The organism is Microbacterium sp. 05N427 (genome assembly GCF_056397105.1).
In genome coordinates this window covers 1-21,350 of the sequence record NZ_JBFTMT010000021.1, presented here as the reverse complement: position 1 = coordinate 21,350, position 21,350 = coordinate 1, and the positions used below count along the sequence as shown (strand labels likewise).

General features: G+C 71.0%; 16 protein-coding genes. 13 read left to right on the top strand and 3 right to left on the bottom strand.

Translation table 11 applies throughout. From position 1 onward, the window contains the following. Window positions 1–50: 50 nt before the first annotated feature. Genes AC1DG4_RS17115 through AC1DG4_RS17100 form a run of 4 tightly spaced genes read left to right on the top strand, consistent with a single transcriptional unit; the run spans window position 51 to window position 2,662 of the window. Entirely contained in the window at window positions 51–830 is a 780-nt protein-coding gene (locus AC1DG4_RS17115) for a GntR family transcriptional regulator (RefSeq protein ID WP_477382149.1), read from the top strand. 41 nt (window positions 831–871) lie between these two features. Further along, entirely contained in the window at window positions 872–1,714 is an 843-nt protein-coding gene (locus AC1DG4_RS17110; RefSeq protein ID WP_477382148.1) for a PfkB family carbohydrate kinase, read from the top strand. A gap of 34 nt (window positions 1,715–1,748) precedes the next feature. Next, a complete protein-coding gene (locus tag AC1DG4_RS17105; RefSeq protein WP_477382147.1) occupies window positions 1,749–2,339 on the top strand; it encodes a DNA-3-methyladenine glycosylase I in 591 nt (196 codons plus the stop codon). Continuing rightward, entirely contained in the window at window positions 2,336–2,662 is a 327-nt protein-coding gene (locus AC1DG4_RS17100) for a hypothetical protein (protein WP_477382146.1), read from the top strand. Before AC1DG4_RS17105 ends, AC1DG4_RS17100 begins: the two co-directional genes overlap by 4 nt. Window positions 2,663–2,667: 5 nt before the next feature. Here the strand turns inward: AC1DG4_RS17100 and AC1DG4_RS17095 are convergent, their stop codons facing one another. The 3 genes from AC1DG4_RS17095 to AC1DG4_RS17085 all read right to left on the bottom strand — a co-directional run bounded on the left by AC1DG4_RS17095 (window position 2,668) and on the right by AC1DG4_RS17085 (window position 3,911). After that, on the bottom strand, window positions 2,668–3,201 hold the full coding sequence (locus AC1DG4_RS17095; protein ID WP_477382145.1) for a hypothetical protein: 534 nt from the start codon (window positions 3,199–3,201) through the stop codon (window positions 2,668–2,670). 96 nt (window positions 3,202–3,297) lie between these two features. Further along, window positions 3,298–3,588: a type II toxin-antitoxin system RelE/ParE family toxin gene (locus tag AC1DG4_RS17090; RefSeq protein ID WP_477382144.1), complete on the bottom strand. Its 291-nt coding sequence runs from the start codon at window positions 3,586–3,588 to the stop codon at window positions 3,298–3,300. After that, a complete protein-coding gene (locus AC1DG4_RS17085; protein WP_477420521.1) occupies window positions 3,585–3,911 on the bottom strand; it encodes a type II toxin-antitoxin system ParD family antitoxin in 327 nt (108 codons plus the stop codon). Before AC1DG4_RS17085 ends, AC1DG4_RS17090 begins: the two co-directional genes overlap by 4 nt. 115 nt (window positions 3,912–4,026) lie before the next feature. On the opposite strand from AC1DG4_RS17085, the gene AC1DG4_RS17080 reads away from it, so the two are divergent. The 9 genes from AC1DG4_RS17080 (at window position 4,027) to AC1DG4_RS17040 (ending at window position 21,092) form a co-directional block, all read left to right on the top strand. Further along, a complete protein-coding gene (locus AC1DG4_RS17080; RefSeq protein ID WP_477421369.1) occupies window positions 4,027–10,104 on the top strand; it encodes an Ig-like domain-containing protein in 6,078 nt (2,025 codons plus the stop codon). A 59-nt stretch (window positions 10,105–10,163) separates the two neighbouring features. Further along, the gene (locus AC1DG4_RS17075) at window positions 10,164–11,135 is read left to right on the top strand and encodes an AAA family ATPase (RefSeq protein ID WP_477382141.1); all 972 of its coding nucleotides are present in this window, start codon (window positions 10,164–10,166) and stop codon (window positions 11,133–11,135) included. A gap of 102 nt (window positions 11,136–11,237) precedes the next feature. Further along, window positions 11,238–12,506 (top strand): DUF58 domain-containing protein, encoded by a 1,269-nt coding sequence (locus AC1DG4_RS17070; RefSeq protein WP_477382140.1) that lies wholly within the window; start codon window positions 11,238–11,240, stop codon window positions 12,504–12,506. After that, complete coding sequence (locus tag AC1DG4_RS17065) at window positions 12,503–15,007, top strand: transglutaminase-like domain-containing protein (protein ID WP_477382139.1); 2,505 nt, start codon at window positions 12,503–12,505, stop codon at window positions 15,005–15,007. Before AC1DG4_RS17070 ends, AC1DG4_RS17065 begins: the two co-directional genes overlap by 4 nt. Next, complete coding sequence (locus AC1DG4_RS17060; RefSeq protein WP_477382138.1) at window positions 15,004–16,353, top strand: RDD family protein; 1,350 nt, start codon at window positions 15,004–15,006, stop codon at window positions 16,351–16,353. Before AC1DG4_RS17065 ends, AC1DG4_RS17060 begins: the two co-directional genes overlap by 4 nt. Continuing rightward, entirely contained in the window at window positions 16,350–17,189 is an 840-nt protein-coding gene (locus AC1DG4_RS17055) for a PP2C family protein-serine/threonine phosphatase (RefSeq protein WP_477382137.1), read from the top strand. Before AC1DG4_RS17060 ends, AC1DG4_RS17055 begins: the two co-directional genes overlap by 4 nt. Further along, window positions 17,189–18,628: an FHA domain-containing protein gene (locus AC1DG4_RS17050; protein WP_477421368.1), complete on the top strand. Its 1,440-nt coding sequence runs from the start codon at window positions 17,189–17,191 to the stop codon at window positions 18,626–18,628. Before AC1DG4_RS17055 ends, AC1DG4_RS17050 begins: the two co-directional genes overlap by 1 nt. After that, entirely contained in the window at window positions 18,625–20,349 is a 1,725-nt protein-coding gene (locus AC1DG4_RS17045) for a serine/threonine-protein kinase (protein WP_477421367.1), read from the top strand. The genes AC1DG4_RS17050 and AC1DG4_RS17045 overlap by 4 nt, the downstream gene beginning before the upstream one ends. After that, window positions 20,346–21,092: a hypothetical protein gene (locus AC1DG4_RS17040; protein ID WP_477382134.1), complete on the top strand. Its 747-nt coding sequence runs from the start codon at window positions 20,346–20,348 to the stop codon at window positions 21,090–21,092. The genes AC1DG4_RS17045 and AC1DG4_RS17040 overlap by 4 nt, the downstream gene beginning before the upstream one ends. Window positions 21,093–21,350: the final 258 nt, after the last annotated feature.

Here is a 21,350-nt window from a genome sequence, read left to right as displayed (position 1 = left end):
GGCGAGCGCGGCCGAATCCGGAGGCCCTGGCAGGCGGTGGAGGAGATCCGATGACGGACGTCGAGCAGTTCCTGGCCCGGCCGCTGACCGCTCCCGTGGGCCAGCCCCTGCGCGTGGCCGTCTACTCCCGCCTGGCCGAGGGGATCCGGTCCGGCGTCTTCTCCCTCGGATCCGCGCTGCCGCGCGAGACCGAGCTGGGAGTCTCGCTGGGAGTGTCGCGCACGGTCGTCCGCGAGGCGCTCATGCTGCTCGAGGAGGACGGCCTCATCATCACCCGGCGCGGGATCGGACGCTTCGTCGCGGAAGACCTTCCCACCGTCGGCCTCGAAGAGCTGCGGCCCCTCGAGGCGGCGCTCGCCGAGGGCGGCGAGGACATCGGCGTCCGGCAGCTCGAGTTCGTCGTGCAGCCCACCACGGACTACGTGTCGGGCCATCTGGGTCTCGACGATGCGGCGAACACCTGGTTCCGGGAGAGCGTGATCGAGCGGGCCGGCGAACCCGTCGCGATCCTGCAGGAGCACCTGCCCGCGGGGCGCTACCTGACCGACGCGAGCCCGCAGATCGCCACCGTGCTCGAGGAGGCGACCGGCGATCCGACAAGCCTCATGACGGCGCTCGCCGCGCGCGGTGCGGTCTTCGGAGCGGGAGTGTGCGAGATCACGGTCAATGTGGTCGGCCGCACCCGTGGCGTGCTTCTCGGCCTCAAGCCGGGCGACCCCGTGCTCATCCTCACGCAGACCGTCTCCTCGGGCGGCGTCCCCGTCTACCTCGCCAAGTGCATCGTCTCCGGGAAGGCGGGCGTCCTCTCGGTCGTGCAGACCGCGCAGTGACCGCTCCGCCTCTTCCCCGCCCCTCAGGATCTGGAGTCCTCATGACCGCACCGCTCGCGCTCGCCGTCGTCGGCAGCATCAACGTCGACCTCACCGCCCGGACCGCGCGGTTGCCGGAACCGGGGGAGACCATCGGCGGCGGACGCCTGTCCCGCGAGGCCGGCGGCAAGGGAGCCAACCAGGCCGCCGCCGCCGCGCGCCTGGGCGCCGCGGTGCGGATGGTCGGCGCGGTCGGCTCCGACGCCGACGGGTCCTGGATGATCGAGGAGCTCGCCGCCGCCGGGGTCGACACCCACGCGGTGCGCCGCGGGGCGGAGTCCACCGGCGTCGCGCTCATCGTCGTGGACGCCGAGGGCGAGAACCAGATCGCCGTGTGCGAGGGCGCCAACGGCGAGGTGACGCTGGACGGGGTCGTGTTCGGATCCGACGAGGCCGTGCTCGCGCAGCTGGAGATCTCGATGGACGTGATCGTCGCGCTCGCCGCGGCCGCGCGCGGGTACTTGGCCATAAACGCCGCCCCGGCGATCGAGCTGCCCGCGGCGGTCGTCGAGCGCGCGGACCTCATCATCGTGAACGAGACGGAGTACGCGCTGCTGCCGGCGCTGCGCACGGCACGCCGAGTCGCCGTGACCTATGGCGGCGAGGGCGCGAAGCTCTTCGAACGGGGGGAGCTCGTCGCATCGGCCCCCGCGGTGAAGACGAGCGTCGTGAACAGCGTCGGCGCCGGGGACGCGTTCTGCGCGGCTCTCACGATCGGGCTGGCCTCCGGCATCGTCCCGCAGCGCGCCCTGTCGGCGGCGTGCGCCGTGGGTGCGGCCGCCGTTGCAGACCCGCGGTCGCAGCCGCTGCTCGCCGGGCTCGCGGAGTACCTGCCGGCGGAGTGAGCGGGGTGTCGGTGCCCGCGCCTACCCTGGATCCATGACGACGCTCCTCGCCGATGACCGTCCGCGCTGCGCCTGGGCGGGCGATGACCCCGAGTATCGCCGCTATCACGACGAGGAGTGGGGGCGGCCGCTGCACGGCGACCGCGCGCTGTTCGAGAAGATGTCGCTGGAGGGGTTCCAGGCCGGCCTCAGCTGGATCACGATCCTGCGCAAGCGGCCCCGGTTCCGTGAGGTGTTCGCGGGGTTCGATCCTGCGGTCGTCGCAGCGTTCGACGAGGACGATGTCGCCCGCCTCATGGCCGATGCCGGCATCATCCGCAACCACGCGAAGATCGAGGCCACGATCGGCAACGCCGCCCTCGTGCGGGAGATGGCGGAGGGTGAGCTCGACGCGCTGATGTGGTCGTTCGCCCCCGCCGCCGGGAGCGGTGCGCGCCCTCGGTCCATGTCCGACGTCCCCGCCGTGACCGCGGAGTCGGAGGCGATGAGCAAGGCGTTGCGCACGCGCGGGTTCCGCTTCGTCGGCCCCACCACGATGTACGCGCTCATGCAGTCGGCCGGCATGGTCGATGACCACCTCGAGGGATGCTGGCGTGCGGCGTCGAGCGTCGAGGAGAGTGCATGACGGTCTTCGTGTGGGTCGTCTCTGCGCTGATGGCGGTCGCCGTCCTCGCCTGGATCGTGAGCCTGTTCGTGCGCGACGGCCGGATCCGGGAGCAAGGGCGGGACGTCGTCGCCCACGTGGACGAGGTGCGGGTGATCGCCGTCAACGAGAGCGACTCGAAGACCCTCGGATACCGGCTCTCCTGGGAGGAGGACGGGCGGCGCAAGCAGGTGCGCGGGCGGGAGACGATCCCGATGGCCCGGGTGGCGGAGATCCGGGAAGGGGACGACGTCGTCATCCGCTATCTGGATGACGACAACATCCGGTTCGTCTTCGACCGGTAGCCGCGTCAGGGGGCGGTGGCGGGATCCGCGTCCGGCTTGCGGAACGTCTGGCGCATGTGATCGCTCGTGAGGAAATCGGCCACGCCGATCATGATCAGGCTGAAGACGATCTGCTCGGTCACCATCCACGCCGGATACAGCCCGGGGATCGCGGCCATCACGAGCGTGATGACGGGGAAGATCTGCGCGAAAAGCCGCAGCCGCTGATAGGCCCAGCGCCAGCCGAGCGCCGCGCGCCAGGCGAAGTAGAAGAGTGTGACGGTCATCGCGAGCACGATGAGCGCGCGCATCCACACGGCGAACGGCACGGCGGTGATCGAGCCGGCCTGCACGGCGATCACGACGGCGATCACGACCGCGGCGATGCCGATCAGTAGCTCGACGGCGAGCAGCCAGAACACCCAGCGGAAGGCGCGGACGGTGTGGCGGTGTTCGCGGGCGGACTCGGTGATCTTCTCGTGCGCGTTGCGGCCGCCGGCGATGCGGTCCACACGCAGCAGCAGTGGCTCCACGCGGCGCAGCACAGGGTCCAGGAACATGTCTCGAGCGTACGGTCCCGGCCTATGCCGGCAGCCGGAATCGTGGCCTTTCGGTCGGGAAATCGATCGAAGGATGGACGATCGGCGCGATCGAGCTCAGAAGTGCCTAGTCGGGTCCATCCGCCGGTGCAGGATGCGGATGACATCGACGCCCTGCGCTCGCTGGATGTAGAAGATGAGGTGGCTTCCGATGCTGTAGCGGCGGTACCCCGCTCGAATCTCGTCGCAGGCGAACCCGCGATCGGGAGCTGCTGCGATTCTTTCGATCGCGGCGCGGACCTCCGCGATGTAGTTCTCGGCCTGGCGCGCATCCCAGCGCTCCTCGGTGAATTCCCAGATCCCGGCGAGATCGCGTACAGCGGCCGGCGTCAGCCGGTAGTCGGTCATGAACGCCGGGAAGCGATGAATCCGTCGAAGTCGAACGGCTGTGGCGCGCCGCTTTCCTCGCCCGCGACGAGGGCCGCGCGCAGGGCGGACATCTGCGTCTCCTGATCCTCGAGGAGCCGGAGGCCGGCGCGAACCACCTCGCTTGCGGAGCGATAGCGCCCGGACTCGACCTCCTGCGAAAGGAAGCCTGCGAAGTGTTCGTCCAGGCTGATCGACGTGTTCCGAGCCATGGGGATCACGATACCAAGAATTGGTATGTCCAGGCGGCGTCGGTGCGCAGACGGTGGGGTGAGGTACGGATCGCGATGGGTAGTCCTGCCCATCGCGGCTCCCAGACTCCCGGTTTACACTCTTACAGTCCCCTGACAGTTGTGCATGGGACGGCTGTGCTTGACGTTCGGGGGGAAATCCGTGGTGAAGTCGTTCGCGTGGTTGCGGATGCGACCGAAGACCCTCGCGTCCGCCGCCGGCGTCACCGCCGCGGCCGTCGCGGTCGCCGGCATGGCTTTCGCCTACGAGGGCAACCCCACCGCCGAGGTGGATCTGCACGACGGCGGCGTCTGGCTCACCAAGACCTCGAGCCTGCTCGTCGGCCACTTCAACAACGAGTCCCGCGTGCTGGACGGCGGGCTGCGCACCGGCGGCGAGAACTACGACGTGCTGCAGTCCGGTGGCACCGTGCTCGTCGACGACCGCTCCGCCTCGACCCTGACCAGCATCGATCCGGCGCGTGTGGTGCTGAGCGACGCCGTGCTCATCCCCGGCGGCGCGAAGCCGGCCCTCGGGGGCACGACGGTCGCGATCCTCGACCCCAAGGAGGGCAAGCTCTGGGTGCGCTCGGCCTCGTCGCTGAGCGGCTTCAAGGCCGCGGGCGCGAAGCCCACCGCCACCCTCGGCGCCGGCGCCGACGTCACCGTGGGCAAGGACGGCACGGTCTATGCCGTCTCCGCCAAGGACCGCAGCATCGTCACCGTGCACGTGGACGAGCAGGGGGATCCGCAGCCGCCCTCCACCGAGAAGATCGACCTCGCCGAGAACGCGAAGCCCACGATCACCGTCGTCGGCACCACCCCCGTCGTGCTCGACGCCGACGCCAAGGCCGTGTTCGCGGCCGGGCACCGCACCGAGCTCACCGGATCCGAGGTCAAGAACCTCGACGCGGCCGTGCTGCAGCAGCCCTCCGCCGAGAACGGCTCCGCCCTGCTGGCGACCGCCGATGCTCTCGTCTCCGTGCCGCTGGACGGATCTGCGCCGTCGGTGCAGGACGCCGGGGGCACCGGGGCCCCCGCGGCCCCCGTCTACCTGAACGGCTGCACGTATGCGGCGTGGGGCGGATCCGCGAAGTTCCTGCGCGACTGCGTCGGGTCCGACAACGACCTGAAGACCTCGATCGAGGGCGCCGAGAGCAGCACGACCCTGGTGTTCCGGGTGAACCGCGACGTGGTCGTGCTCAACGACACCGCGAGCGGTGCGGCGTGGATGGCCACCGACAACCTGCAGCGCGTCGACAACTGGCAGGACATCGTGCCGCCCGAGGGCGACACCGAGAAGCAGGACGAGACCAGCGACGACCAGGTCGAGACGACCCTGCCCAAGCGCACCCCGGAGAACACCCCGCCGATCGCACATGACGACGAGTTCGGCGTGCGGCCGGGCCGCACCACGATGCTGCCCGTGCTCGACAACGACACCGATGCGGACGGCGATGTGCTGGTCGCCTCGCTCGCGCAGGAGCAGCCGGCGCTCGGCGACGTGCAGCCGATCAACAACGGCGGTGCCCTGCAGATCGCGGTAGCCGAGGGCGCCACCGGATCCGGCTCCTTCCAGTACCAGGCCGATGACGGCCGCGGCGGCAAGGCCACGGCGAACGTCGCGGTCAGCGTGCACGACTGGAGCGTGAACGGTGCGCCCAAGCAGAAGCGCACACCGGGCCTCCTCGTCGAGGAGGGCGGTGCGGTGACCTACAACGCGCTGCCTGACTGGATCGATCCGGATGGCGACGACGTGTACCTGAAGGACGTCGAGGCGGCTCCGGGCGACCAGGTCGACTTCACGCCGGACGGTCAGCTCACCTACCGTGCCGTGGCCAGTCTGCCCGGCCGCAAGGAGATCCGGATCCAGGTGTCCGACGCGATTGGCGAGCTCACGAGCGGCACCATCCGTCTCGACATCCGCCCTGCCGGCACGACGACGCCGAAGACCAATGCGGACCACTACGTGACCCGTGCGGGCGAGCAGGTCACCGCATCGCCGCTGCTGAACGACTCCAGCTCCGGTAAGGAGCCGCTCCGCCTCACCCGGGTCGACGAGACCCCGGGCGCCGTGATCACGCCGAACTTCGGCGAGGGCACCTTCACGTTCCGGGCGCAGCTGCCCGGCACGTACTACATGCAGTACCTCGTGAGCGCGGGACCGAACGCCGTGCCGGGGCTCGTCCGGGTGGACGTGCTGGACAAGTCCGCCGAGGCGGCGCCGCCGATCGCGGTGCGCGACGTGGCACTGCTGCCGAGCGGCGGCGACGTGCTCGTGGGCGTGCTGAACAACGACGTCGACCCGGCCGGCGGGATCCTCGTCGTGCAGTCGGTCACCGTGCCTCCGCACAGCGGCGTGGCGGTATCGGTGCTGAATCACGAGACCCTGCGGATCACCGACCAGGGCAACCTCGACAAGGAGGTGCGGATCAGCTACCGCATCTCGAACGGATCCAAGTCCGCCGACGGGGACGTGATCGTCATACCGATCCCCGCCCCGAGCAAGCTCGACCCGCCGACCGCGAACGATGACACGGCCGTGGTCCGCGCGGGCGATGTGGTCACGATCCCGGTGCTGGACAACGACAAGCACGCGCCTGGCACGACCCTGCACGTGGCGCCGAAGCTGATCGATCCGCTGGTCGACCCGAAGTACGGGGACGCGTTCGTGTCGCAGGACACCGTGCGCTTCCGCGCAGGCGACACCCCGCGTACGGTCTACGCCACCTACGAGGCGGTGGACTCGAACGGGCAGAAGGCCGCCGGCTACATCACGATCCAGATCCTGCCGATCGATGAGAAGGCCAACACCGCTCCGCGCCCGCACGATCTCACCGTGCGCGCGCTGAGCGGCACGAGCGTGCGCATCGCGGTGCCTCTGGACGGGCTGGACTCCGAGGGCGACTCGGTCGAGCTCGTCGGGCTGGACTCCGCGCCGAAGCAGGGCCAGGTCACCGAGGTCGGCGCGAACTTCCTCACGTACCAGGCCTTCGACAAGGCCAGCGGGATCGACAGCTTCACCTACAAGGTGCGCGACCGGCTCGGCAAGGAGGCGACCGCGACCATCCGCGTCGGGATCGCCCCTGGCGCCAACATCAACCAGGCGCCGTACGCCGTCAAGGACTCGATCGTGATGCGCCCAGGCCGCACGGTCGCCGTCGCCGTGCTGACGAACGACTCGGATCCTGACGGCGACACGATCGGCCTGGTGAAGGACGGCATCGAGACCGCTGCGGGTGTCGACGGCCTGAAGGCAGAGGTCTCCGGCGACCGTGTGCTCATCACGGCCCCCAACCGGCCCGTGCAGACCTCGGTGCAGTACACGGTGGCGGATTCGCAGGGCGCCACGGCGACCGCGCCCGTGCAGATCACGGTCGCGGAGGACGTGCCGCTCGTGGCGCCGATCGCGCGCGACGACCGCATCAAGGCATCGGACGTGAAGGGCGAGAGTCTGCAGGTCGAGGTGCCGGTGCTCGACAACGACGAGGATCCGGACGGCACGGTCGATGCCCTCAAGCTCAGCGTCTCCGACCCCGCGGCGAAGGTGCTCCCCAACCGCAAGATCCAGGTCACGGTGACCGACAAGCGCCAGCTCGTGCAGTACTCGATCACGGATCAGGACGACCAGAGCGCCTCGGCGTTCATCTTCGTGCCGGCCCTGTCGGAGCTCGCGCCGACCCTCATCTCCACCAAGCCGGTCGAGGTCAAGAGCGGCGAGACCATCGAGCTCCCGCTCTCGAAGTACGTGGCCGTCGCCGGGGGCGGCGTGGTGCGGATCACCGAGGCGGCCAAGGTCAGCGCGGTCTTCAGCAATGGAGCGCCGCTGCTGAAGGACGAGCACACGCTCGTCTACACGTCCAAGCAGGGCTACTTCGGCGAGGACGCGCTCGCGTTCGAGGTCACCGACGGCACCGGTCCGGATGACCCCAAGGGGCGCAAGGCCACGCTCAGCCTGCCGATCACGGTGCTGCCGCCGGACAACCAGCCGCCGGCGTTCAAGAACGCGCAGGTCTCGGTCGCGCCGGGCGAGCCCGCGCAGCCGGTCGACCTCGCGGCGCTGACCAAGGATCCGGATCCGGGCGACGCGAAGAAGATCAGCTACAAGATCACCGGTCAGCCAGACGGCGGCGTCAAGGCCAGCCTGGACGGCTCGACGCTCAAGGTCGAGGCCGACTCCTCGACGCCCAAGGGCACCGGTGCGACGGTGAAGCTCAGCATCACCGACGGCAAGACGGACCCGGTCACGGGCACGGTCGCCGTGACGGTCGCCGCGTCCACGCGCCCGCTCGCGGTCGCCAATGAGGACACGGTGCCGCAGGCCGACCAGGGCAAGGCCGTGACGGTCCCTGTACTGGAGAACGACGTCAACCCGTTCCCGGACAAGCCGCTGAAGATCCGCTCCGTCAGCGTGCAGACGGGGAACGCGGACGCGTCGGTGCAGGGCGACAAGATCGTCGTGACGCCCGACGCCAAGTTCGTCGGCCAGGTCGTGGCGACCTATCGTGTGCAGGACGCGACGAAGGATCCGGACCGCGAGGTCGACGGTCGCATCGTCGTCACGGTGCAGGGCGTGCCGGATGCTCCCGGCGCCCCGCAGGTGACCAGCGTGCAGGACCGTACCGTGGTGCTGAACTGGAGCCCGCCGTCGAACAACGGCGCCGAGATCACCGGATACACCGTGCGCGCGACGAGCGGCGGCAGCTACACCAAGGCGTGCACCTCGACGACGTGCACCCTGGACGGGCTGACGAACAACGTGGTGTACACGTTCGCCGTCACCGCCACGAACCGCGTGGGCGAGGGCAAGCCGTCGCCCACGTCGGCCGTGGCACGCCCCGATGCGCGTCCGGACACCCCGAACCCGCCGACCCTGAAGTTCGGCGACAAGTCGCTGCAGGTGTCGTGGACCACGCCGACGACTCCCGGATCCCCGGTGTCCTCGTACAACCTGGAGATCTCGCCCGCACCGCCCAGCGGCGCGGCGACGAAGACGGGCGTCACGGGCAACAGCCTGAAGTGGGACGGTCTGGAGAACGGCGCGAACTACCAGGTGCGCGTGCAGGCCGTGAACCGCGCGCCCGAGCCGTCCAGCTGGTCGGGCTGGTCCGCCTCGGAGATCCCGGCGGGTCCGCCGACCGCGCCCGGCACCCCGCAGGCGCAGAGCGCGCCGTCGGTGGGCAGCCAGTCGCAGATGACCGTGAGCTGGTCAGCGGCCGGCGCCAACGGCGACGCGATCTCGAGCTACGACCTGCAGGTGATTCGTGGCGGGCAGCTCGTGAACACCGTGACCGTCGCGGGTTCGCTGAACTCGCAGACCGTCGTGGTCGACAATTCGACATCGAACTACACGTTCCAAGTGCGCGGCAACAACAAGGCCGGCCCGGGTGCGTGGTCGGCGATGTCGAACGCGCAGCGGGCGTTCGGCCAGCCGGGGGCGACGACCATCACCTCGGCGCAAGAGGGCGACAACAAGATCATCGTGGCCTACGACACCCCGGACAAGAACGGCGCCAGCCCGACCGAGACCCATTACGAGTACTCGACCGGTGGCGGCTGGCGACGCGACTGGGACGGGACGAACATCCCGGCCGCGAACAACGGCACGTACACCGTGTCGGTGCGGGCCTACTCCGTGGTCGGAGGGCAGGAATCACAGCCCGGTGCCGCCGGTTCCAAGGGCGGTCTGCAGCCGTATGGTGCGATCGGCAACCCCACGGTCAGCGCGCGGAACAACGGTCAGAGCGTCACGCTGAGCTGGAAGGCTCCGGCGGAGAACGGGCGACCCGTCACCATGAAGATCCGAGTGGATGGCGGTGGATGGCAATCGGTCGGGGACAGCGGGTCGACGAGCGCCGGCAACGGTTACGACCAGACGCATACGATCGAGGCGCAGGCGTTCACGAACGTCCCGCAGCAGTCCTCGGTCGCGAGCGCCTCCGACAAGACCGACAGTCCGCCGCAGCCGCGTGTCTGGGTGACGAAGGGCGGCGACGCGAGCGCGGTCACGGGGCGCTGTGTGAACGGACCGTGCCAGTACTTCACGGTCAACTTCCAGAACCTCAACCTCGGCAACCGCACGGTGTACTGCCACTCGAGCGTGGACGGCCAGATTGGTGGCGGGCAGGCCGTCAACTTCAACGGCAACGGATCCAAGCGGCTCGGCTGCGCGAAGGGTCAGGACGGCGTCGACGTCTGGGTCGACATCGCCGGCTGGGGCGGATCCGTGGACACCGAGAAGAACTTCTGGACTCGCGGTTCATGGTGAGCGCGCGAGCACGCGCCACCGCCTCATGACCGCCTGACAACGTAAGGAACGACGAAGAGATGACGATGACCCCCGAACAGGCGGCCTGGTTCCAGGGCACCTTCACGCGACTCACCGACAACATCGACCGCGCGCTGCAGGGCAAGCGCGATGTGGTGAGCCTCGTGCTCGCCTCGATGCTGGCCGAGGGGCACGTGCTCCTGGAAGACGCCCCCGGCACCGGTAAGACGAGCCTCGCCAAGGCGCTCGCCGCAACCGTGCAGGGCACGAGCTCGCGCATCCAGTTCACGCCCGACCTGCTCCCGTCCGACGTGACCGGCGTGACGATCTACGACCAGAACGCGCACACCTTCGAGTTCCACCGCGGTCCGGTGTTCGCCTCGATCGTGCTCGCGGACGAGATCAACCGCGCCTCGCCGAAGACCCAGTCGGCGCTGCTCGAGGTCATGGAGGAGTCGCGCGTCACGGTCGACGGCGTCGCGCACGAGGCCGGCCGCCCGTTCCTCGTGATCGCCACCCAGAACCCGATCGAGCAGGCGGGCACCTACAAGCTGCCCGAGGCGCAGCTGGACCGGTTCCTGATCAAGACCTCGATCGGCTACCCCGACCTCGAGGTCACCGCCGCGATCCTCGCGGGCGCCGCCGACCGCAACCCCTCGGCCAAGCTGACGCCGGTCATCACCACGAGCGCCGTCGCCGACATGGCCGACCTCGCCGCGGCCGTGCACGTCGAGCCGGCCGTCCTGCGTTACATCGCCGAACTCGTCGAGGCGACCCGCGCGGACACCGCGATCCGCCTCGGCGTCTCGGTGCGCGGCGCGCTCGCGATGGTCCGCATCGCGAAGGTGTGGGCGGCCGCGCACGGGCGGCACTACGTGCTGCCCGACGACGTGAAGACGCTCGCCCGTCCCGTGTGGCTGCACCGCCTGCTGCTCGATCCCGAGGCCGAGTTCGCCGGGACGACCCCCGAGACCGTCGTCGCCCGCGTGGTCGAGAAGGTCGCCGCTCCGCAGGCGCGCTCCGCGGCCTGAGCACGGATCCCTGAGGCGCATGGTCCCTGAGCTCGTCGAAGGGACGCACCCGACAGACCACGTCCCTTCCCCCAGCCGGGACCGATGACAGAGAGCACGAGAATGACCACGACCACCCAGGCGCGCGGCACCGACCGTCCGGCCGGGGCCGACCGCGAGGCCGGCTGGCGCGACATCGCCGCGCTGGTGTTCGCGCGCATCGGCGCACGGCTGCGCCTGATCGCGTCCGCCGTGCGGCCTCTCGCGTGGGTGCTCGGCGCGATCGCGCTCGGATGCCTCGTGATCGCGCTGCCGCTCGGCTGGATCGAGGTCGTCGTGATCGCCCTCGTGATCGCCGTGGTGCTGGTCCTGTGCGCTTTGTTCCTGATCGGCCGCACGGCCTACGACGTCAGCCTCGACCTCGCCCGCACCCGGGTCGTCGTGGGGGAGCGCGCCGTGGGTGCGCTCACCCTGGCCAACCGCGGGTCGAGGGCGATCCTGCCCTCCCGGGTGGTGCTGCCGGTCGGCGCCGGCCGCGGCGAGTTCGGCATCAAGCGGCTCGCTCCGGGCGAGGAGGCGGAGGAGCTCTTCGCGATCCCCACCCACCGCCGCGGCGTCGTCTCGGTCGGACCCGTCAGCGTCGTCCGCGGCGACCCGCTCGGACTCTTCGAGCGGGCGCACCGTCGCGACGACCCGATCGACCTTTTCGTGCACCCGCGCACGATCGTGTTCGACGGGCAGTCGCTCGGGTTCCTGCGCGACCTCGACGGTCTGCCCGCGTCGGATCTGTCCCGTGACGACGTCTCGTTCCACGCGCTGAACGAATACCAGCCCGGCGACGACCTGCGCCGCGTGCACTGGCGCTCCTCCGCGCGCACCGGCGTGCTCATGGTGCGTCAGTACGAGGAGACCCGCCGCTCCCACTTCGTGATCGGGCTGAGCCGTGCGGCGAACGAGTACGCCGAGGCGGACGAGTTCGAGCTGGCGATCTCGCTGGCCGGATCCGTGGGGCTGCGTGCGATCCGCGACTCGCAGCACGTCGAGCTGCGCGTGCAGGGCAGGGCGCTGCCCTCCGGCACGGGCAAGCAGCTGCTGGACTCGCTCTCCGGCGTCGAGGAGGGGCGCGCCAAGGAGGGCGGCCTCGCGACGCTCGCCGGCACGGTCGCCGCGCACATGCCGCTGTCGAGCGTCGTCGTGCTCGTCGGGGGCAGCCGCACCTCGCCGGAGGAGCTGCGCGCCGCCTGCGCCCGGCTCCCGTACGGCTCTCGCGTGCTCGCGATCGTCGCCGACCTGGGTGAGGCGCCGTCGCTGCGCCGCATCGGCGAGGCCGACGTGATCACGGTGGGGGCGCTCGAGCAGCTGCCGCTCGCCCTCGGGAAGGTGCTCGCATGACCGCGCCCGCACAGACCGGCTCTGCCCGAACGGCCAAGGCGCCCAAGGCCCCGAAGGCGCCCCGCGCGCCGAAGCCCGCCCGCACCCCGCTGTCCCCGCGGCGCGTGCTCATCGACCTCCTCGCGGTCGTGCTGCTGATCGGCGTCGGCGCCGTGGGCTGGTGGCCCTCGTTCGCCGGGGGCTCCTATCTGCCCGCCGCGATCGGCGGGCTGCTCCTCGGCGCCGCCATCGCCCTCCTCTGCGCCTGGCGCGGGTGGGGCATCCTGTCCACCGCAGGGCTCACCCTGCTCGGGTATTTCCTCTTCGGCGGGGCGCTCGCGCTGCCGCAGACGACGCTCTTCGGCGTCGTGCCAACCGGCGAGACCCTCGGCGCGCTGTCGGCCGGAGCGGTCACGAGCTGGAAGGCCATGCTCACCACGGTCGCCCCTGTCGCGGTCGGCGACGGCTACGCCCTGGTGCCGTTCCTGGCCGCCCTGGTGTCGAGCGTCGTCGCCGCCGCGCTGGCGCTGCGTCTGCGCCGTGTGGGGTGGGCGCTCATCCCGGCGGGCGTGCACCTCATGCTGGTGATCGCGATGGGAGTGCCGGATCCGGCCGCCCCGATCGCCCAGGGCGTCGTGTTCGCCCTCGTCGCGGTGGCGTGGCTCGCGTTGCGCGGCCTCGGCGAGAGCACCGACGCGGCCGTATCGGTCACGGCCGACGGATCCCGCTCCTCCGCGCTGCGCCGCCGTCGCATCCTGGCCGGCGCCGCCGTGCTCGTCGTGGCCGGCCTCGCGGGCACCGGTGTCGCCGCGGCCACCACGCTCGCCGAGCCGCGGCACGTGTTCCGCGACGTGGTGCTGCCGCCGTTCGACGTGCACCAGTACGCCAGCCCGCTGCAGTCGTACCGCGGGTACGTGAAAGACCACCGCAAGGACACCCTGTTCACGGTGAAGGGGCTGCCCGAGGGCGCCAGGATCCGGATCGGCACGATGGATGCGTACAACGGCGTCGTCTACGACGTGTCGGACAGGGGCATCGGCTCGTCCGGTGCATTCAGCCCGATCCGCGACAACATGTCGGCCGATGCGGCGGGATCTCCGGCGACGCTGGACTTCACGATGGACCAGTACACGGGCGTCTGGCTGCCGGATGCCGGCCGGGTGAGCAAGATCACCTTCGGCGGATCCGATGCCGATGCGCTCCGCCGCGGCACCTATTACAACGAGTCCACGAGCACGGCTGTCGCCACCTCGAAGCTGCGCAAGGGCGACTCGTACACCGTGGACACCACGATGCCGAAGACCTGGTCCGACAAGCAGCTCGAGGGTCTCGACTTCGGCGCGGTCGCCATGCCGAAGCAGGCCGACGGACCGGAGAAGCTCGACGCGCTCGCCTCGGACACCGTGGCCGATGCGAAGACCCCGATCGCCCAGGTGCGGGCGCTCGTGAAGAAGTTCTCCGAGGAGGGCTTCTACAGCCACGGCCTGGACGGCGAGGCGCTGAGCCGGGCCGGACACACCGAGGAGCGCATCTCCACCCTGATCGGCGGGGAGCAGATGATCGGCGACGATGAGCAGTACGCCGTCGCGATGGCGCTCGCGGCGCGCTCGCTGGGGATCCCGGTCCGGGTCGTGATGGGCTTCTACCCCGACAAGGGCCAGAAGGGCACGTTCTCCGCCAATGGCGACAACTTGCACGCCTGGGTCGAGGTGAATTTCGAGAAGGCGGGGTGGGTGGCCTTCGATCCGACCCCGCCGAAGGACAAGGTCCCGCAAGACCAGATCACCAAGCCCAAGGTCGTGCCCAAGCCGCAGGTTCTGCAGCCGCCGCCCCCGCCTCAGGAGCCCGTGGACCTGCCGCCGAGTGTGCCCGATCAGCGCGGCAACCAGGACGGTCCCGACAACCTGCTCAGCATCATCGGCACGATCCTCGCGATCGGCGGCGGTGTGCTGCTCGTGCTCGCGATCCTCGCCGCCCCCTTCATCGTGATCGGCGCGTGGAAGGCCGCCCGCCGGCGCAAGCGTCGTGCGGCGGCCCTCGCGGCCGACCGCATCAGCGGCGGCTGGGACGAGCTCACCGACCGCGCCGTGGACTACGGAGCGCGGATCCCCGCCGGCGGCACCAGGGCCGAGGAGGCGCAGACGGTCGCGACCGCGCTCACGGTGCCGGCCGTCACCGCGCTGGCCGACCACGCCGACGCGCAGGTGTTCGGCCCCACCGAGCCGACCACCGCAGACGTGGACGCGTTCTGGCGCGAGGTCGACGGCATCGTCGCGGGCCTCGGCAGCCAGGCGAACTGGCGTCGTCGCATGCTCGCGCGCCTCAGCCTGCGATCGCTGCTGGGCGGTTCGCGCCTGTCCTCGGGTGTGCAGGACCTGCGCGACGCGGCGGCGGAGCGGATCCGGCGTCCCGGCAACGGCTCTGGCGCCGTGACCGGCGGTACTGGCACGATCGAGAGCACGTCAGAAAAGACGGGCGGCACCCGAACCGCACGCCCCGGATCCGAGAGCGAGACCCCATGACCATGAGCCCGGCGGGGCCCATCGCTCCCCTCGCGCGCCGTGCGATCGCCTGCGCGATCGACGGCGCCATCATGGCGTTCATCCTCCTCGTCGGCTACGGCGTGACGGCGGCGACGACGCTGTCCGGCCTCACGGCGGAGAATGCGGCATCCAAGGCGGCAGGTCTCTTCCTGGGCGTCGGTCTGACGCTCGTGGTCGCCCTGGTCTGGTTCGTCGTACTCTGCCTCCTGCAGGGATCCGGCGGTTCCCTCGGCATGCGCATCATGAAGCTCCGCTTGGTGCGCGAGGGCAGCGAGGCGCCGCTGGGCTTCGGCCGCGCGCTGCTGCGCAACATCGTGTTCGGGCTGAGCACCGCGATCGTCGTCGGCTACTTCACGCCGCTGTTCGACGGATCCGGCCGGTTCCAGGGCTGGCACGACCGCGCCGCGGGAGCGCTCATGCGCGACGTGCGCGGTGCGACCGCACCGGTACCCGCGCCGACGTCCGCTGCCGTCCCCTCCGCCGCACCCCAGGGCGGGGCAGTGATCCAGAACGCCGCACCGGCCGCCTCGTTCGCGCCGACGCAACAGGGCGACCCGTCCCCGGCGGCCGACGCCGGCTCCCTGTTCCCGCCGTCGGCGGCGCCCATCGGCCCGCAGGACGGGCACACCGGCTTCACCCTCCCGCCGGCGCCGAGCGCCGCCGTCGCATCGTCGAGTGCGCCGGACGCCGACGGATCCGTCCCGTCCGGGGCGGTCGCTCCCGCGGAGGCCGACCCGCATGACGCGACCGTGCTCTCAGCGGCAGCGCAGGCTGCAGCCGACGCCGCGCACGAGGGCTCCATGATCACCGTGGTGCCGGGGGTCAGCCCGTCCGTGCCCGCTCCGGCACCCGTTCCGGTCTCCGGACCGGAGACCGTGGCACCCGCGCGGCCCCCGGTGCCGGCCGCTCCACCCGCGTCGGTCGAGGCCGCGCTGGCGCTCCCCTCCGTGGCTCAGCCCCTCGAGGACGAGGACCTCGAGGAGACCAGGATCTCGATCCCCGGGCACCGCCTGCAGTTCGTCTGGGACGACGGCGCCCGTGCCACGGTCTCCGGGCGCACGCTGTTCGGCCGCAACCCCGCGCCAGAGACCGGGGCGACCGTCGTGGTCGTCCGGGACGAGACGCTCTCCCTGTCCAAGACGCATTTCGAGGCCGCGGCGGAGGCGGCAGGCGGCTGGGTCATGGACCGGCACTCCACCAACGGCATGACGATCGTGCGCGACGGCGTGCGGATCGCGTGCCCTCCCGGCGAGCGGGTACGGATCCGCCTGGGTGACGCCATCGAGATCGGCGACCGGATCGTGACCGTCGGAGGCTACGCGTGATCGGACCCATCGTCGCCCGCGCAGGCGCCTCCACGCACACCGGGCTGCGCCGTGCGCTCAACGAGGACGCGCACCTCGCGCAAGCACCGTTGTTCCTCGTCGCCGACGGCATGGGAGGACACCAGGCCGGCGATGTCGCGAGCGGCACGGTGATCGAGGGCTTCGCCGCCCTGCACGGTCGCCCGGCGCTCACGATCGACGACGTCAGCTTCACGCTGGCCCGCGTGCGCGCGGCGGTCGACGCCATCGCGGGCGCGTCGCTCGCGAACGGCGGGGTCGCGAAGGCGGGCACCACCCTCAGCGGTGTCGCGATCGCCGCGGTCGACGGGGTCGGATACTGGCTCGCGGTGAACATCGGGGATTCGCGCACGTACCGGCTCTCGGGCGGTGTGCTGGAACAGATCTCGGTCGACCACTCCGTGGTGCAGGAGCTCATCGACTCGGGCGAGCTGCGTGCCGCGGACGCCGTGAAGGACCGCCGTCGCAACATCATCACCCGTGCGATCGGGGCCGGCAGCACGGGGGAGGCCGACTACTGGATGATCCCCGCCCGCGTCGGCGACCGGATCCTGGTCTGCTCGGACGGACTGAGCAGCGAGGTGGCGGATGACGAGATCCGCACCCTGCTCGCGATGCATGAGGATCCGCAGACCGCCGCCGATCGCCTGATCGACCGCGCGCTCGAGCACGGAGGGCGTGACAACGTGACCGCCGTCATCGTGGACGCGATCCACGTCAGCACCCGCCCCGGGAGCGACGGCACCACCGGCATCGACGACGAGGACATCGACTCCGACACGCGACCGCGTGCCGAGGCCATGGGAGGGATGCGCTGATGAACACCGTCTACCGCGCAGGGTCCTGGTTCGCTCTGATCGGCCCGGAGGCCGTGGTGGTGCTGCCACCGGACTCCGGCACCGCGCTCGTGGAGCGGCTGTGGGAGCGGATCGCCGTCTCAGAGGTCGCGTTCTCCGACGTCGTCGACGCGTTGACCGCAGCCGGCGGAGGCTCCTTCTCGGCCATCCCGCCGTTCGCCGCCGTCGTGCGGGAGGGCGAGAACGCGCGCATCGCCGTGCGCGGACGCGTGCTCGCGCGGGTGGTCACCGCCGASGACGAGCGCGAGATCACCGGCGCCGAGGTCACCACCTGGAGCGAGCGGTTCGTCCCCGGGATGATCGGCGTCGAGATCAGCGTCGAGGACGGCGCGGCGGATCCGAGCCTACCGATCGTCGCCGGCATCGTCCGCGCCGCGAGCATCGCGCTCGGCGCGGTCGCCTCCCCTCCGGCTGCCGAGGATCCCCTCCCGGTGCCCGAGGTCGCGACTCCGGTCCTCACCCCGATCCTTGACGCCGACGGGACGACTCCGGTAGCGGACGAAGTGCTCCCGGAGCCCGAGCCCGCAGCGGACGAGGAGCCCGAGCCGGAGCCTGAGCTCACACCGGAGCCGGCACCCGAGCCCGCAGCGGACGAGGAGCCCGAGCCGGTGCCCGAGCCGGAGCCGGTGCCCGAGGAGCTTGCTCCGCCGATCCTCGAGACCCTCGCAGGCACCACGACGCAGGATCCAGTGCCGCACTCCGACGACCTCGACGACGTCGGCGACACCGTGCTCAGCACGCCGGCGCCGGTCGAGACCATCCTGCCGCCGGCCGACACGATCGCGGCGCCGCTCGGCGGGCACACGCTCGACCTCTCCCCGGTGCCGATCGCGCAGACGGTCGCGCAGGAGGATGACGACGGCGACCACGATGGCGCCACGATCTCCCTCGCTCAGGCCCGCGCGATGCGCGGCGACTTCGCAGCCGATTTGCCGGCCGATCTTCCGGCCGACCTGCCGTCTGCGATCACCGGGACCGATGTCCCGGCGCCGATCTCCGCCGTTCCGGTGTCGTCCGTGCCCGGCATCACCGAGGAACCCGTCGCGGCGGCGCCCGCCTCGGGCCCGCGGATCCGGCTGTCCTCGGGGCAGGTGGTCGCCCTCGACCGCACGGTCGTGATCGGCCGACGCCCGCGCGCGACCCGTTCCAGCGGAGCCACGCTGCCGCACCTCGTGGCGGTCGACAGCCCGCAGCAAGACATCTCGCGCAGCCACCTCGAGATCCGGCCCGACTCCGACGCGGTCGTCGTGCTCGACCTGCACACCACGAACGGATCCACCCTCTTGCGGCCGGGAAGCGATCCGGTGCGGCYGCACCCCGGCGAGCAGACCATCGTGGTCACCGGCGACGTGATCGATCTCGGCGACGGGATCACCGTCGCGTTCGAGGAGCTGCCGTGAGCCGGCCGCCGTCCCCGCCGCCGCAACTGGAGGGGTTCGACTACGTCGAGCCGCTCGGCACGGGCGGCTTCGCGGACGTCTTCCTGTATGAGCAGCAGCAGCCGCGCCGCCGCGTCGCGGTGAAAGTCCTGCTGGCCGACCGTCTGGCGTCGGGCGCCGCGCAGGAGTTCGCCGACGAGGCCAACGTCATGGCGATGCTGTCGACGCATCCGGCCATCGTCACGATCTACCAGACCGGAGTCGCCGCCGACGGCCGCCCGTACCTGGTCATGGAGTACTGCCCGCGTCCGAACCTGCAGCAGCGCGCCCGCAAGGAGCCGTTCAGCGTGGCGGAGGCGCTCCGTGTCGGGGTGCAGGTCGCGGGAGCCGTGGAGACCGCGCACCGCGCGGGCGTTCTGCACCGCGACATCAAGCCGGCCAACATCCTGGTCACGGCGTACAACAGGCCGGCGCTGACCGATTTCGGCATCGCTTCGACCACGGGCGCCGTGAGCGAAGCCGCCGGCATGTCGATCCCGTGGTCGCCGCCGGAGTCGTTCGGCGACCCGCCTCAGGGCGGTGTGCGCTCCGACGTGTACGCGCTCGCCGCGACGCTCTACACGCTGCTCACCGGGCGCAGCCCGTTCGAGAAGCCGGGCCAGCGCAACAGCGGCGCAGACCTCATCGCGCGCATCGAGGCCGAGCCGCTTCCGCCGCTCGGCCGCGCGGACGTTCCGGAGAGCCTGGGCCGCCTGCTCGAGCGGGGCATGGCGAAGAACCCCGCCGACCGCTTCGGCAGTGCGGTGGCGTTCGCACGGGCGCTGCAGAAGATCCAGATCGAGCTGRGCCATTCGGTCACCCCGATCGACATCGTCGATGACCACCAGCCCGAACCGGGCCACGAGGATGACGACGACGGCCTGACCAGGGTGCGCGAGGTGGTCAGCATCGACCCCGGCCACACCGCCACCCGCCCGTCGGCGACGACGAGCCCGATGCTGCCGCCACCGGGTGCGCACGCTCCCGGTCCGCGCTTCGATGCCGCCGTGCCGCCTGTTCCGCCGTCGGATCCGTCCCTCACTGAGGAGACGGTGATCCGGGTGCCGCGGGATGCCACGGCGGCGGCCGCGCCCGCGATGAGCGCGCCGGTCCCCGCTCCGGCCCCGGAGCAGGAGGACGAGGACCCGACCATGCTGCGGGCTCCGCGCACGGTCAGCCCGCTCGCCGGCGCCCCCGTCGTGAACGACGCGGGGCCGGCGCTCGTCCCCGGGGTCTCCGACACGGCGGGAGAGACGACGACGGAAGCTCCTGCCGCACGCCGATCCCGCAAGGGCCTGCTGTGGGGCCTCGCCGCCGCGGTCGCCGCCGTCGTCCTGATCGGCGGATCCATCCTGACCGTGAACCTGCTCAACGCGAACCGGGCGCTGCCGAAGCCCAGCCCGTCCACCCTGGTGAACCCCGTCGATCCGCTCGGAGACATGGCCGCGGCGCCGAAGGACGTCGTGGGCACGCCGGACGGCGCAGGAGAGGTGCACTTCACCTGGACCAATCCGAAGCCGCAGACCAGCGACTCCTACCTCGTCACGGTCATCACGCTCGCCGGAGACGGCGAGACGACGAAGGTCGACAAGGCCGAGATCACAGTCCCGGCGCAGCCGGGCGGGCAGACGTGCGTCGACGTCGTGCTGCGCCGCGAGAACGGTTCGGGGTCGGCGCCCGTCCGGGGGTGCACGACGCCATGACGCTGGATCCGGAGATCACGCAGGATCCGTCGCGTGCGCGCCTGACGGTCGAGTTCGCGGGCGAGTACTTCCCGATCAAGCCCGGCGGCCGGTTCGTGGTGGGGCGAGAGGGCGACCTCTCCATCGACGAGAACCTGTTCCTGCACCGGCACTTCCTGGAGATCGCCGAATCCGGCGGCCTCTGGTGGCTGGCCAACATCGGGGCACGGCTGCAGGCGACCGTGACGGACGCGACCGGCGGGGTGCAGGCCTGGCTCGCCCCCGGCGCGCGCCTGCCGCTGGTGTTCGCGACGACGAGCGTCGTGTTCTCGGCGGGACCGACGACCTACGAGTTCACGATCCACTCCTCGGAGCCCACATTCCGGGAGACCCGGCGCGAGCGCGAGGTCGAGGGCGACTCCACGATCGGCGAGGTGCCGCTCACCCTCAGCCAGAAGCAGCTGCTGCTCGCGCTCGCCGAGCCGCTGCTGCGCCGCGACGGCACCGGCATGAGCGCCATTCCGTCCAGTGCCGACGCCGCTGCGCGCCTCGGGTGGACGGTGACGCGGTTCAACCGCAAGCTCGACAACGTCTGCGACAAGTTCGACCGGATCGGCGTGCCAGGGATGAGGGGCGGCGCGGGCGGATCCGCGACGAACCGGCGCGCGCGCCTGGTCGAGCACGTGATCGCGTCGCGTCTGGTCGCCAAGTCGGATCTCGCGCTTCTCGATGTCGGGGAGACGGATCCCGCCGACGCGGAGTGAGCGCACCCCGGGGGATGGGGAGTGCTCCCCATCGACGGGGTGTTGTGGGGGTTGTTAGGTTTTTGGTGTCGGGCCGGGGTGGTCCGGTCCAGTGATTATCGGAGGTGTGGCGTGGCTGATTTCGGTGCGTCTTATGCGGAGATGGAGCAGGTGGCGTCGTCGTTGTCGCAGGCTCGTGATGATATTCAGGGTCAGTTGGACACTCTGAAGGGGCAGGTGGACAACCTGTTGGGTGAGGATTTCAAGACATTTCAAGAC

Coding starts and splice junctions, on each gene's coding strand:
- AC1DG4_RS17115 (WP_477382149.1), top strand. CDS start 51: ATGACGGACGTCGAGCAGTTCCTGGCCCGGCCGCTGACCGCTCCCGTG.
- AC1DG4_RS17110 (WP_477382148.1), top strand. CDS start 872: ATGACCGCACCGCTCGCGCTCGCCGTCGTCGGCAGCATCAACGTCGAC.
- AC1DG4_RS17105 (WP_477382147.1), top strand. CDS start 1,749: ATGACGACGCTCCTCGCCGATGACCGTCCGCGCTGCGCCTGGGCGGGC.
- AC1DG4_RS17100 (WP_477382146.1), top strand. CDS start 2,336: ATGACGGTCTTCGTGTGGGTCGTCTCTGCGCTGATGGCGGTCGCCGTC.
- AC1DG4_RS17095 (WP_477382145.1), bottom strand. CDS start 3,201: ATGTTCCTGGACCCTGTGCTGCGCCGCGTGGAGCCACTGCTGCTGCGT.
- AC1DG4_RS17090 (WP_477382144.1), bottom strand. CDS start 3,588: ATGACCGACTACCGGCTGACGCCGGCCGCTGTACGCGATCTCGCCGGG.
- AC1DG4_RS17085 (WP_477420521.1), bottom strand. CDS start 3,911: ATGGGCAGGACTACCCATCGCGATCCGTACCTCACCCCACCGTCTGCG.
- AC1DG4_RS17080 (WP_477421369.1), top strand. CDS start 4,027: ATGCGACCGAAGACCCTCGCGTCCGCCGCCGGCGTCACCGCCGCGGCC.
- AC1DG4_RS17075 (WP_477382141.1), top strand. CDS start 10,164: ATGACGATGACCCCCGAACAGGCGGCCTGGTTCCAGGGCACCTTCACG.
- AC1DG4_RS17070 (WP_477382140.1), top strand. CDS start 11,238: ATGACCACGACCACCCAGGCGCGCGGCACCGACCGTCCGGCCGGGGCC.
- AC1DG4_RS17065 (WP_477382139.1), top strand. CDS start 12,503: ATGACCGCGCCCGCACAGACCGGCTCTGCCCGAACGGCCAAGGCGCCC.
- AC1DG4_RS17060 (WP_477382138.1), top strand. CDS start 15,004: ATGACCATGAGCCCGGCGGGGCCCATCGCTCCCCTCGCGCGCCGTGCG.
- AC1DG4_RS17040 (WP_477382134.1), top strand. CDS start 20,346: ATGACGCTGGATCCGGAGATCACGCAGGATCCGTCGCGTGCGCGCCTG.